Consider the following 13,235-nt stretch of genomic DNA (forward strand, 5'->3'; position numbering starts at 1 on the left):
ACTGTAGGTTTTTACTGTAAATTTAAAAATAACTTTTAGACCTACAAGGTTTTGAAAACCTTGCAGGAATGCCAATCGAAACGGGATACTTAATTTCCGTATTCCTTAACCGCGTCAATAAACGCTTTTGCGTGATCTACAGGGATATTTGGTAAAATTCCGTGACCTAAATTTACGATATATTTATCTTTTCCAAACTCGTCGATCATTTCGTGAACCATTTTCTTGATAGTCGGAATTGGAGAAAGCAATCTTGACGGATCAAAGTTTCCTTGCAAAGTAATATTTCCACCAGACAAATAACGAGCATTTCTAGCCGAACAAGTCCAATCAACTCCTAATGCAGAAGCTTTACTTTTACCCATATCGCCAAGAGCAAACCAACAGCCTTTTCCGAAAACAATAACTGGAGTAATTTCAGCTAATGCGTCAACAATCTGGTTGATGTATTTCCATGAAAATTCCTGATAATCAACAGGAGAAAGCATTCCTCCCCAAGAATCAAAAATCTGAACGGCATTTACTCCTGATTTTACTTTTTCTTTTAAGTATAAAATTGTTGTATCTGTGATTTTTTGCAATAAAGTATGCGCCGCAACTGGGTTTGAAAAGCAGAATCCTTTTGCAGTATCAAAACTTTTAGAACCTTTTCCTTCAACAGCATAACAGAAAATTGTCCAAGGCGAACCTGCGAAACCAATTAACGGAACCTCATCATTCAACATTTCTTTAGTCAATTTCACAGCATCGAAAACGTAACCTAAAGTTTCATTTACATCTGGAACAAAAACCTGATTTACTTGCTCCATTGTACGAATTGGATCTGGAATAATCGGACCCAAATTATCTTTCAATTCTACGTGAATTCCCATTGCACGCGGTACAACTAAAATATCCGAAAATAAAATGGCAGCATCCGGAGCAATTCTGCGAATTGGCTGAACTGTAATTTCAGCAGCTAATTCTGGAGTTTCGCAACGCGTAAAAAAATCATATTTATCACGCAGTTCTCTAAATTCAGGTAAATATCTTCCTGCCTGACGCATCATCCAAACCGGCGGACGCTGAACTGTTTCTCCTTTTAATGCTTTTAAAAATAGGTCGTTTTTTAACATGAGTTTTTATTTTAGTTGCAAAGTCGCAAAGTGACAAAGTTGCAAAGGTTTTTTATTTGTATTCTTGAATTACATCTTCGATCACGTCTTCAATTGTAGGCTGATCTGCGATGATGATATTTTTTGTGATTTTTGATAAAGCTTCTGCGGTGGTTTCGCCAATACAAAAGCAGATTTGTTTGTTTATAGTATTGTCTTTCAGATAACTTTTAACTCCAGACGGACTAAAAAACAAAATCGCTTCAGGATTTGCTTTTATTTTCTGAGGCTGAAGCGTAGTTTCATAAACCTGAATTTCATTGAATTTAATTCCGTTTTCTTTTAAAGCTTCTGGCAAAGTATCTCTTCTTAAATTCCCGCTGAAAAAAGTATAACTTTCATTTCCATAAATTAAAGTGATAATTTCTGCCAAATCAGATGCATAACCTGTGTAAGCCACAACATTAAATCCGTTATCTGTCAATAAAGTTTTGGTTTTAAGTCCAACGCAGTACACGTTTTTCTTTTTTAGCTCTTCTGATTTTGGATCTGATAAAACACTATGAACAGCATTCTGACTTGTAAAAATTAAACTTTCGTTGAGGTCTTTTAATTCGAAAGCTTTGTTTTCAGTTTTGATGAAATCGGCTTCGATTACTTCGACGCCATATTTCATCAACTCTTGCTTATGAAGAGGTGATAATATTTTAGTAGATACTATTTGAACTGGATTTGCCATTATTTCTTCAGGGATTCTTTGATTTTCTGCATTAATTCCGTTCCTCCATTATTCAAAATTTCCTGAGCAGAGTTGAAGCCTAATTTTTTCCATTCTGAAATATCAACCGTTTTGTTGATTTCCAATTTTTGTTTTCCATCAACAGAAAGTAAAACACCTTGAAAATGTAAAGTATCTTCGTCTTCATTATACGTTACCAAAGCTCCAATTGGTGCTGTACATCCGCCTTCTAAAGTTCTCAAAAACTGACGCTCAATGTAAGTACAAATTTCAGTTTCAATATGGTTTAATTGCGAAAGTGCATCTAAAGTGTAATTGTCATTTTCCATTGCCACAACAAGCATTGCTCCTTGAGCCGGCGCGGGAATCATCCAATCTAAATTGATATAATTTTCAGGTTTTAAGTTGATTCTTTCCAAACCTGCTGCCGCAAAAACAGCTCCGTCCCAATCATTATCCTGTAATTTTTGCATGCGCGTATTCACGTTTCCACGTAAATCAACCACCGTATGATTTGGATATTTATTGTACCAAAGCGCCTGGCGACGTAAACTTCCTGTCGCAATCGTACTTGGGTTCGCGAAATCAGGATTGCCTTTAAGTACTAAAATGTCTAAAACATTGGCTCTTTCCAAAACCGCAGCCTGAACAATTCCTTTTGGTAAAGCAGTCGGAACGTCTTTCATCGAATGCACGGCAATATCAATATCACCGTTAATCATAGCAATATCTAAGGTTTTTGTGAAAATTCCTGTAATTCCGAGTTCGTAAAGTGGTTTATCGAGAATAATATCGCCTTGAGATTTAACTGCAACAATTGAAGTTTTATAACCTAAATCGTTTAGTTTTTTCTCGACAGTATGTGCCTGCCAAAGTGCTAATTCGCTATCGCGAGTTCCAATTCTGATTGTTTTTTCAGCCATTTTTTTTCTTTTTTACCATTAAGATATTAAGGTTATTAAGCTTTTCTTTGTCAGAGAATATTAAGCTTAACTTTCTTAATATCTTAATGGTTCAAAATTTTATTTAATCTATTAATCTTGTGAAATAATCATTCACAAGAGGTTTCATTGATTTTGTAATGTTTGTTGTGTTGAAATTTATTAATAGTCCTTGAGGTCTTTGTAATAATTTCATATATGTCAATAATTGTGCTTCGTGAATCGGCAATAGGTTTTCTATTGCTTTTAATTCAACAACAACACAGTCATTGACTAGTAAATCGATTCGTAAATCAGATTCAAATTCAAGATCGTAATAATCGATTTTAACAGATAATTGTTGTTTTACATCATATCCGTTTCGTTCTAATTCATATTTAAGGCACTTCTCATATATGCTTTCTAAAAGTCCAGGTCCCAAAGCTTTGTGCACTTTTATAGCAAAACCTGTAATTTCATAAGCCAATTGCGTAACCTCTTTTTTTGTCATAGAACGTATTATTGTTTTTACTATTAAGAGATTAAGTTAATTAAGCTTCGTGTTCAAAAATAGCTTGGCTTAATTTTCTTCGACAAAGATTGACTTAATTCTCTTAATGCCTTAATGGTAAAATTTAAGATGCTTTTATTTTGAAGACTTTCTCGATCCATTCGATGCTTTCATCGACCATGGTATCGTCGTCTTTTAAATGATTTGCAAAATGAGTAGTGATTTTCTGAATGATTCTATTACTGATGATTTCAGCTTGTTCTTCATTAAAATCAGCGATTTTTTTGCTTTGGAAATCCAATTCCGAAGCTTTGATCGCGTTTAGTTTTTCTTTTAAGGCATTAATTGTTGGAGCAAATTTTCTGCCTTTCATCCAAATAACAAATTCTTCTTTGATTTCCTCTATGATGGCTTCAGCTGCCGGAATGTGTAATTTTCTGTTTTCCAAAGTTTCATCTGTCAATTGCGACAAATAATCCATGTGAATCAACGTTACACCTTCTAATTCCTCAACATTTTCATGAACGTTTTTTGGAATAGATAAATCCAGAATTAACAAAGGTTTTTTAAGATTCAAGATTGCTTTGTCAACTGTTGGGTTTTGTGCGCCTGTTGCTACAACGACAACATCGGCTTTTTGAAGTTCTAAGTGTAATTCAGAATAATCTTTAACAATCAGATTTAATTTTCCGGCCAATTTCTCAGCTTTGTCTTTCGTTCTGTTGATTAAAGTAATATGTTCATTTTTAGTATGTTTTACTAAATTTTCACAAGTATTTCTTCCGATTTTTCCAGTTCCAAAAAGTAAAATATTTTTGTTGCTGATATCTTCAACATTTTTTAGAATATATTGTACCGATGCAAAAGAAACCGAAGTAGCACCAGAACTGATTTCTGTTTCCGTTTTAATTCTTTTGCTAGCCTGAATTACCGCATTCACTAATCTTTCCAAAAAAGCATTCGCCAGACCTAAAGATTTTGAATGGATAAAAGACGTTTTAATTTGGGATATAATTTCGAAATCACCTAAAATCTGACTGTCTAAACCAGTTCCTACACGAAATAAGTGATTGATTGCTTCCTGATTTTTGTAAACGAAACCAACTCTTTGAAAAGCGTCAACAGAGCCGTTGCTATTATCGCAAATCAATTTTATTAATTGAAATGGATGTTCTGCAAAACCGTAAATTTCGGTTCTGTTGCAGGTTGAAGTAACTAATAAACTTTCTATTCCTTCGTTTTTAGCTTGTTCCAGTAAACGAGTCTTCGCAACTGCATCCAAACTAAATTGACCTCTGACCTCAGCATCAGCTTTTTTATAACTCAGACCAACTGAGTAAAAATAAAGGTGTTTCGGTACGTTATTGTTTTCCATAAATTCACTTTCATAAAAGTGCAACAAAATTATTACTATACCATCGATAAAAATAACGCTAAAAGTACTTTTTATGTCGCTGTATGTTTTTTTGAACCTAAATAGGTGTTTTTGAGTAAAAAGGACTATTTTTGTAGCAAAATCAACTCATTTCAAGTGATTAGTTTAGAGTGATTCTAAATAAGATTTTGCGTTAGTTTTGATTTTAGTAAAAAAAAAATATCGCTATGAGTTCTCAAGAAGTTATAAAAATTGAAGACGACTTTACGCTGATCCGTTTTCAAAATGACAGTTTAGAGCCATTTTATGCGCAGCATGAAATAGGTACTGGTCTGATACAGTTCCACTTCGGGATAAAAGGCAATGCTAAATTCTTGTTCAATCAAGGTTCTTATGCTTTGGATTTAAAGGAAGAAAAATCGTTGCTTTTATACAATCCACAGAAAGAATTACCGCTTAATTTAGAATTGGCCCCAAACTCGTGGGTGATTTCGGTAATTGTTTCGATCAAAAAATTTCACGCGTTATTTTCTGCTGAAGCCGATTATATTACGTTTTTAAGTCCTGATAATAAGGACAAAAAGTATTATAACGAAGGAAATATCAGTCCGTCAATGGCGATTGTTTTGAGTCAGTTGTTTCATTATAATCTTCATCCATCTATAAAAAACCTTTATTATAAAGGAAAAGGATATGAATTATTGAGTTTATATTTTAATAGAACCGAAGATCCAAACGCAGAACAATGTCCGTTTTTAATTGATGAAGACAACGTGCTAAAAATCCGAAGAGCAAAAGAAATCATTATCGCCAATATGGCCGAACCGCCAGGATTACAAGAATTGGCAGATGAAATTGGTTTGAATTTGAAGAAACTTAAAATGGGTTTCAAACAAATTTATGGTGACACGGTTTACGGTTTCCTTTTCGATTACAAAATGGATTTTGCTCGAAAACTTTTAGACAGCGGTTCTTATAATGTAAACGAAGTTGGTCTTAAAATTGGCTACAGTACCGGAAGTCATTTTATTGCGGCGTTCAAGAAAAAGTTTGCCACAACTCCAAAGAAGTATTTGATGTCGATTAATGCGAATGTGTAAGTTTTTTTTAGCCACGACCCGAGCGATAGCGAACAGGCGAAGCAATTCACGAATTTAATCTGCTTAAATCTGTGTAAATCTGCGTGAAAAATTTCACGAATTATCCAAATCGATTTTAAATATTCTACAATAATTAAAAAGTAATAATTATCATATTTCTAAAAAGTTTCAAATCATACTTTTGACGAAATTTTAAAAACAAATAAAAAGCTTAAAGTCTAGCACTTAAAGCCAAAAGCAAAAAACATGAAAGGCGTATTATTAGTAAATCTTGGGTCTCCAGAAAGTCCAACTCCAAAAGATGTAAAACCTTATTTAGATGAATTTTTAATGGATAAATACGTGATCGACGTTCCGTATTTATTGAGAGCATTATTGGTTCGTGGTGTTATTTTAAGAAAAAGACCAGAAGAATCGGCACACGCTTACGCAAAAATTTGGTGGGATGAAGGTTCTCCTTTAGTAGTATTGTCTGAAAGAATGCAGAAAAAGGTTCAGCCTCTTGTAAATGTTCCAGTTTCTTTAGCGATGCGTTACGGAAGCATGACAATAGAAAAAGGACTTCAAGAATTGAGCGATAAAGGAGTTACAGATGTAATGCTTTTTCCATTATATCCGCAATATGCGATGGCTTCAACTTTAACTATTTTAGTAAAGGCCGAAGAAATTCGCAAGAAGAAATTCCCTCACATGAAATTTACAGATGTTCCGGCATTTTACAATAAACCGGATTATATAAAGAATTTGGCTGATTCTATTCAGAAACATTTAGTTGGTTTTGATTACGATCATTTATTGTTTTCTTACCACGGAATTCCAGAACGTCATATTCGCAAAACCGACGTAACAAAATCGCATTGTAAAATTGACGGTTCTTGCTGTAACACGCCATCTCCGGCGCATGAATTCTGCTACCGTCACCAATGTTACGAAACAACAAGACAAGTTGTGAAATTATTGGGACTTCCCGAAGATAAATACAGTCTGACATTTCAATCGCGTTTAGCGGGAGACAAATGGTTAGAACCTTATACAGATGTTGAAATTGATAACATGCCTGCAAAAGGAATCAAGAAATTAGCAGTTGTAACACCAGCTTTCGTTTCAGATTGTTTAGAAACTTTAGAAGAAATCGCCATGCGCGCCAAAGAAGATTTTGAAGGAAAAGGTGGCGAAGAGTTCTTGGCAATTCCATGTTTGAATGATGATGATGAATGGTGCCAGACGGTTTCTAACTGGATTAATGATTGGGCTAAATAGAAGAAAGAGGCAAGAGTAAAGAAAAAAGACTTTATGGAATATTATAACTATCTAAAATCACTGCACTTAATTTTTGTAATTACTTGGTTTGCGGGGTTGTTTTATATTGTGCGTTTGTTTGTTTACCAAATCGAAGCAAATGAAAAACTTTCGCCCGAAAAAGAAATTCTTCAGGCGCAATACAAAATAATGGCCTATCGTTTGTGGTACATTATTACATGGCCGTCGGCGGTTTTGGCAAGTATTTTTGCTTTCTGGATGCTGTTTTTTACAGACGCTGGTCATATTTGGATCAAAATGCCGTGGATGCATGTAAAATTGTGTTTCGTTTTTCTTTTATATTTATATCACGGAAAATGCCATCAGATTTTTAAACAATTGCAAAATGATGAGGTAAAATATTCCAATAATTTTATGCGTTTGTGGAATGAAGGTGCAACGATTATTTTATTTGCCGTTGTCTTTTTAGTAGTTTTAAAAAGCGCCATCAACTGGATTTTCGGTGTAATCGGAATTGTTTTATTTTCGGTTTTAATTATGTTGGGATTCCGTTTTTACAAACGTATTCGTGAGAAGAAATAGTTTTTTTAGTTTCAAGTTTCAGGTTTCAAGTTGCCAACCGCGACGAACCTGAAACTTGAAACCTGAAACAAACAAAACAAAAACTATGCTAAACAACTTCAAAATGTCAATGCTATCGCTTCGTACCAGGATTTTCCTGTCGATGATTGTATTGATTGTTGTGGCATCTTTTTTATTGGCTTCGATTTCGATTATTCAGTTTAAGACTGAAGCAAAAGAATATCATCAGGAACGTTTAGAACGAAAAGAAAATGCGGTAAAAGAACATATCAATTATGTGCTTTCGACTACAACTTATCCACTAAAAACCCAAAATCTGGATTTGATTTTTAAAGATAAAATCCACGAATTAGCTCAGATTCATAAAATCGAAATCAATATTTACAGTCTTGACGGAAAACTTTTAAAATCTTCAAAAGAGTCTTTTGCTGTAGATAAAGCACCGCCTCCAATTCCGGAATATATTTTGAAATTGGTCCGTTCTTCGATTGAAAAACGATTTGTAGACATTAAAACTATAGACGGAGTTAAAAACCGATCTTCATACAGTTTAATTAAAGACGAAAAATTCAAACCACTCGGAATTCTAAATCTTCCTTATTTAGAAGATGACGGTTATTATGATAATGAGTTGAATACCTTCTTAATTCGCTTAAGTCAGGTCTATTCTTTTATGCTGATTGTAGCTTTTGGATTAGCATATTTCCTTTCCACTTACATTACAAAATCGTTAAAAACGATTTCAGATCGTTTGGAAGAAACCAATCTGGATCAGAAAAACGAAAAAATTGTTCTGGAAGCCAATAGCAAAGAAGTCAATTTCCTGATTAAAGCGTATAACGGAATGGTGGATAAACTCGAAACGAGTGCGATTAAATTAGCGCAAAGCGAACGTGAAGAAGCCTGGCGCGAAATGGCGAAACAAGTCGCGCACGAAATTAAAAATCCGCTTACGCCAATGCGTTTAACAGTGCAGAGTTTTCAAAGAAAATTTGATCCAAGCGCTCCTGACGTTAAACAGAAGATGAATGATTATTCCGAAACCTTAATTCAGCAGATTGATACGATGACGGCTGTCGCTTCAGCATTTTCGAACTTTGCTTCGATGCCGGCACAGCAAAACGAAACCTTGAATGTTGTTGAGGTTGTTGAATTAGCTTTGGATATTTTCAATGAAGATTATATTTCTTTTGAAAGTGATGAAGAAGAAATCATTTCTACCATGGATCGTACACAATTAATTCGTGTGATTACCAATTTGGTTAAAAATGCAACTCAGGCAATTTCTGAAAGTCAGTTTCAAAAATCAATTGTTGTTACGGTAAAAAGAAGAAACAACAATGTTGAAATCGCCGTGAAAGACAACGGAATCGGAATTCAAAAACAAGATATTGGCCGAATTTTCGAACCAAAATTCACCACCAAAACCAGCGGAATGGGACTTGGTCTCGGAATTATCAAAAACATCATAGAAAATTATAAAGGAACAATTACCTTTGAATCAACATACGGAAAAGGAACCACTTTTAGAGTTTCTTTGCCTATTACAAACTCATAAAATCAGCGTCATGAATTACGAAAATATTTTAGTTGCAATAGAGGAGAGAGTTGCAACCATTACGATTAACAGACCAGCAAAACTGAATGCTTTAAATAAGGAAACAATTAGCGATTTGAGTAAAGCAATCAAATTATTAAGTAAAAATGAAGAAGTTCGCGCTATAATTTTAACCGGAAGTGGCGAAAAAGCTTTTGTTGCTGGAGCTGATATTTCAGAATTTGCAAATTATACTGTTGTTGAAGGTGCGCAATTAGCGGCCGAAGGTCAGGAAACTTTGTTCGATTTTATCGAAAACCTTAAAAAACCTGTTATTGCAGCCGTAAATGGTTTCGCGCTTGGAGGCGGATTAGAATTAGCAATGGCTTGTCATTTTAGAGTCGCTTCAGATAATGCAAAAATGGGATTGCCAGAAGTTACTTTAGGATTGATTCCAGGTTACGGAGGAACACAGCGTTTGCCACAATTAGTTGGAAAAGGCCGTGCAATGGAAATGATAATGACAGCGGCGATGATTTCTGCAGAAGAAGCAAAACAATACGGTTTAGTAAATTATGTTGTGCCACAAGCAGAATTATTGTTGTTTACAACTGTAATTGCTCAAAAAATCATAAAAAATGCACCGTTTGCTATTGCAAAAGCCATAAAAGCAATCAATGCTAATTTCGAAGATGGCAAAAACGGTTTTGATACGGAAATAAAATCTTTCGGAAAATGTTTCGGAACGCAGGATTTTAAAGAAGGAACCACAGCATTTTTAGAAAAACGTAAAGCTGAATTTACAGGAAAATAATTTTTCTTAACCGCAAAGGTCGCAAGGGATTACGCAAAGCACACAAGAAAATTTAAAAACTTAGCGAACCTTGCGTAAATCTTTGCGACCTTTGCGGTTAAAATTAGAGACAAAGATTGTAAAACCTTAGTCACTCAGCATCTCAGAACCTTAGCACCTTAAAAAAAATGTACGAACCAATATTTGCCCTTTTTTGTGAACGAGTTAAAGAAAGTATTCAAGCCGGAACTTTCGCAAAATTAACTTTGGCCAAAACTATGGGTGATACCGAAATCAAAAACATCTATTTCAGATTGGTTTTGAATGAAGATAACACATTCTCAATTTCCCTGACGACTCGATATAAAACAGAAGAAATTGAAAGCATTCATACTTTAGATGAAGCTTTATTGATTCTTGGTACTTATATAAAAAATCCTTTTTTGACTGCTTTACTTTTTACAACAGAAAACGATCTTACTTTCAAAGTAAATAAAAAGAACGCAGGAAGTATTATTGAACAGCCGCCGACATTTAAAAATGCATCGCCGGTTATGCTGGAGATGATTGAGAAAGGAATTGTTTAGAAGGCAAAATGAATAAAAAAAGAGCCAAAACTATTTTAAAACAGTTTTGGCTCTTTTTTATTTTCTATAATTAAACCAGCTTCACAAACAAATTAGAGGCAATTTTATTTGAAATAGATAATTCCCTTCCATCAACCTTAATTTTTACCGATAAATCAAAAGATTCTTTAGATAGAAATTCGATTTTAGAGCCCAAAGCAATTCCTTGTTTGTCCAGATATTTCAAAAATTCTGATGAAGTGTCTTTAACACCAACACAAACACCGGTTTGGTTTTCTTCTAATTCAGATAAAAGCTGTTTTTCAATTTTAATGATTCGGCCATTCGCATCTGGAATCGGGTCGCCGTGTGGATCTTCAGTAGGATTTCCCAGAAAATCATCTAAACGATTAATCAATTGTTCTGATTTGATGTGTTCCAATTGTTCAGCAATATCGTGAACTTCATCCCAGCTGAAATTTAGTTTTTCAACTAAAAACACTTCCCATAAACGGTGTTTTCTAACAATCATTTTGGCCGCTAGTTTTCCGTTTTCCGTCAAAGAAACGCCTTGGTATTTTTTATAGTTTACCAAATCTTTTTCTGCCAGCTTTTTAAGCATATCAGTTACAGAGGAAGCTTTAGTTTCCATGATTTCAGCTATAGCATTCGTGCTGACTTCAGTTTCCAAAGCTGCTGTAAGGTGATATATCGATTTTAAGTAGTTTTCTTCTGAAAAAGTCATTTCTTTTGAGGTTCTAAGGTTCTAAGATGCTAAGGTTCTAAGTTTTCTTTTAAGATTTTTGTAAAAAACCTTAGAATCTTAGAACCTTAGCATCTCAGCAACTTCATTTAACAATCAACAAAGGTATTGAAATTTTATGTCTCAATTTGTCTACGGTTGTGCCAAAAAGAATATCTTTTAATCCTGTGTGGCCGTGGGTTCCCATTACTAAAATATCAAAGTTGCCTTCGTTTATTATTTTCGGAATTACTTTGTTGGGTTTTCCAAAACCAAGTTCGGTTTCAATATTGAATCCTTTTTCTGAAAGCATTTTTTTGTATTCTAAAAGGAGCTTTTCATCAACTGTGGTTTCATGGTCGTGTACATGCACACCGTACATTAAAGCGCCAACAGTTTCGACAATATGAATAAGCGTGTATTTAGCGTCACTTCCTCCTAATTCAAAAGCTTTGTTTAACGCTGCTTCATCAGCTTTAGAAAAATCGACAGAAACCGCAATATTTTTAATGCTTTGGCTTTCTTTTGGTGTAAACTGAAGTTTTAGATTATGCGGAGAATGATTGACAGTTTTTGCTTTGGCTTTTGCAATAAAAGGTTTGAAAACGATATAAAGCAATAATCCAGCAAAAGCAAAAGCAAGCGGAACAACAGTTAGCCAAAGTACTGTTGGATGGTTTGAACTTTCAAGCCATGAAGTAATTTCGTCGTAAACTAATTTTGCGTTTAAAGAAACAATGATTGCGGCAATAATCCAAGAAACGATCTGCGTGGTTTTTGAAATATGAAAACCATTCATTTTTGATTTGTCGCTCACAAAATGAATAAGCGGAATAATCGCAAATCCCAATTGAAGGCTCAGAATAACCTGGCTTAAAATCAACAATTTTCCCGTTACGCTTTCGCCATAAATGTAAATCACGATTAAAGCGGGAACAATTGCAATTAAACGTGTTATAATTCGACGGACCCAAGGCTGAATTCTTAAATGTAAATATCCTTCCATTACAATTTGTCCTGCAAGTGTTCCGGTGACGGTTGAACTTTGTCCTGCAGCGATCAAAGCAATTGCAAATAGTCGAGGAGCCCATTTGTTTCCTAATAAAGGTTCAAGAAATTTGTGAGCATCCTGAATCTCTGCAACTTCAAACATTCCGTTTTTGTGAAAGGTTGCGGCCGCGAGAATTAAGATGGCAGCATTAACAAAGAATGCCAGGTTTAGCGCAATAGTTGAATCTATAAAATTGTATTTTAAGGCCTGTTTAATACCCGCTGGAGTTCGGTCAAATTTTCTGGTTTGCACCAAAGAAGAATGTAGATAAAGATTGTGAGGCATTACCGTTGCACCAATAATCCCGATTGCAATATATAAAGCAGCCGAATTTGGGATAGAAGGAATAAGTCCGGCAAGGATTTTTGGAACTTCGGGTTGTGCAAAAATCATTTCGAAAATAAAAGAAAACCCAATAATTGCGACCAAAACAATTATAAACGCTTCCATTTTGCGAATTCCTTTATTGATTAAGAATAAAAGAAGGAAAGTATCCAGAACGGTAATTAAAACACCTTCAAGAAGCGGAATTCCGAACAAAAGATTAATTCCGATCGCCATTCCGAGAACTTCTGCCAAATCACAGGCGGCAATGGCAATTTCCGCCAGAAAGTATAGAATGTAGTTGATGTATTTAGAGTAAGTTTCTCTCGAAGCTTGCGCCAAATCGCGTTGTGTTACGATTCCAAGGCGGGCGCTTAAACTTTGCAAAAGCAAAGCCATTAAGTTGCTCATCAATAAAACCCAGACAAGCGTATAACCAAACTGACTTCCGCCGGCGATATCTGTTGCCCAGTTTCCTGGATCCATATAACCAACGCTGACTAAGTATGCGGGGCCTAAAAAGGCTAATATTTTCCTGAATCCTGTTTTTTTATGTTCTGTAGCAACCGATTGGTTTACTTCTTCTAAAGATTTGGTCATTTTAAAAAATGTTGTTTTAACAAATATAGGTAAAAATTATA

13 protein-coding genes are annotated in these 13,235 nt (G+C 34.7%); 6 read left to right on the forward strand and 7 right to left on the reverse strand.

Annotation, left to right across the window (positions count from 1 at the left end; translation table 11 throughout):
- Positions 1–89 precede the first annotated feature (89 nt).
- The 5 genes from hemE to hemA all read right to left on the reverse strand — a co-directional run bounded on the left by hemE (position 90) and on the right by hemA (position 4,639).
- Complete coding sequence (gene hemE / locus GQ47_RS20760; RefSeq protein ID WP_035652633.1) at positions 90–1,115, reverse strand: uroporphyrinogen decarboxylase; 1,026 nt, start codon at positions 1,113–1,115, stop codon at positions 90–92.
- A gap of 52 nt (positions 1,116–1,167) precedes the next feature.
- Entirely contained in the window at positions 1,168–1,833 is a 666-nt protein-coding gene (locus GQ47_RS20765) for a uroporphyrinogen-III synthase (protein ID WP_035652635.1), read from the reverse strand.
- Positions 1,833–2,756 carry a hydroxymethylbilane synthase gene (gene hemC, locus GQ47_RS20770; protein WP_035652637.1) on the reverse strand — a complete coding sequence of 308 codons (924 nt, stop codon included), beginning with the start codon at positions 2,754–2,756 and terminating at the stop codon, positions 1,833–1,835. The genes GQ47_RS20765 and hemC overlap by 1 nt, the downstream gene beginning before the upstream one ends.
- A 103-nt stretch (positions 2,757–2,859) precedes the next feature.
- Positions 2,860–3,264, reverse strand: coding sequence for a GxxExxY protein (locus GQ47_RS20775; protein WP_035652639.1), 405 nt, complete (start codon positions 3,262–3,264; stop codon positions 2,860–2,862).
- A gap of 124 nt (positions 3,265–3,388) precedes the next feature.
- Complete coding sequence (gene hemA / locus GQ47_RS20780) at positions 3,389–4,639, reverse strand: glutamyl-tRNA reductase (RefSeq protein WP_035652641.1); 1,251 nt, start codon at positions 4,637–4,639, stop codon at positions 3,389–3,391.
- Between the two features lie 227 nt (positions 4,640–4,866).
- Here hemA and GQ47_RS20785 point away from each other — a divergent pair, with 227 nt between their 5' ends.
- The 6 genes from GQ47_RS20785 to GQ47_RS20810 all read left to right on the forward strand — a co-directional run bounded on the left by GQ47_RS20785 (position 4,867) and on the right by GQ47_RS20810 (position 10,498).
- Positions 4,867–5,739 (forward strand): helix-turn-helix domain-containing protein, encoded by an 873-nt coding sequence (locus tag GQ47_RS20785; RefSeq protein WP_035652643.1) that lies wholly within the window; start codon positions 4,867–4,869, stop codon positions 5,737–5,739.
- A 246-nt stretch (positions 5,740–5,985) separates the two neighbouring features.
- Positions 5,986–6,999 carry a ferrochelatase gene (gene hemH / locus GQ47_RS20790; RefSeq protein WP_035652645.1) on the forward strand — a complete coding sequence of 338 codons (1,014 nt, stop codon included), beginning with the start codon at positions 5,986–5,988 and terminating at the stop codon, positions 6,997–6,999.
- A 33-nt stretch (positions 7,000–7,032) separates the two neighbouring features.
- Positions 7,033–7,581, forward strand: coding sequence for a CopD family protein (locus GQ47_RS20795; RefSeq protein ID WP_035652646.1), 549 nt, complete (start codon positions 7,033–7,035; stop codon positions 7,579–7,581).
- Positions 7,582–7,723: 142 nt separating this feature from the next.
- Positions 7,724–9,139 carry an ATP-binding protein gene (locus GQ47_RS20800; RefSeq protein ID WP_081909398.1) on the forward strand — a complete coding sequence of 472 codons (1,416 nt, stop codon included), beginning with the start codon at positions 7,724–7,726 and terminating at the stop codon, positions 9,137–9,139.
- A 10-nt stretch (positions 9,140–9,149) separates the two neighbouring features.
- Positions 9,150–9,932, forward strand: a complete 783-nt coding sequence (locus GQ47_RS20805) for an enoyl-CoA hydratase/isomerase family protein (RefSeq protein WP_035652648.1) — start codon at positions 9,150–9,152, stop codon at positions 9,930–9,932.
- A gap of 167 nt (positions 9,933–10,099) precedes the next feature.
- The gene (locus GQ47_RS20810; RefSeq protein WP_035652651.1) at positions 10,100–10,498 is read left to right on the forward strand and encodes a hypothetical protein; all 399 of its coding nucleotides are present in this window, start codon (positions 10,100–10,102) and stop codon (positions 10,496–10,498) included.
- 70 nt (positions 10,499–10,568) lie between these two features.
- On the opposite strand, the gene GQ47_RS20815 is transcribed toward GQ47_RS20810, so the two are convergent.
- Positions 10,569–11,222: a metal-dependent transcriptional regulator gene (locus GQ47_RS20815; RefSeq protein WP_035652653.1), complete on the reverse strand. Its 654-nt coding sequence runs from the start codon at positions 11,220–11,222 to the stop codon at positions 10,569–10,571.
- Between the two features lie 103 nt (positions 11,223–11,325).
- Positions 11,326–13,194, reverse strand: a complete 1,869-nt coding sequence (locus tag GQ47_RS20820) for an Nramp family divalent metal transporter (protein ID WP_035652655.1) — start codon at positions 13,192–13,194, stop codon at positions 11,326–11,328.
- Positions 13,195–13,235: the final 41 nt, after the last annotated feature.

This window comes from Flavobacterium sp. ASV13, from assembly GCF_000745775.1.
GTDB lineage: Bacteria > Bacteroidota > Bacteroidia > Flavobacteriales > Flavobacteriaceae > Flavobacterium.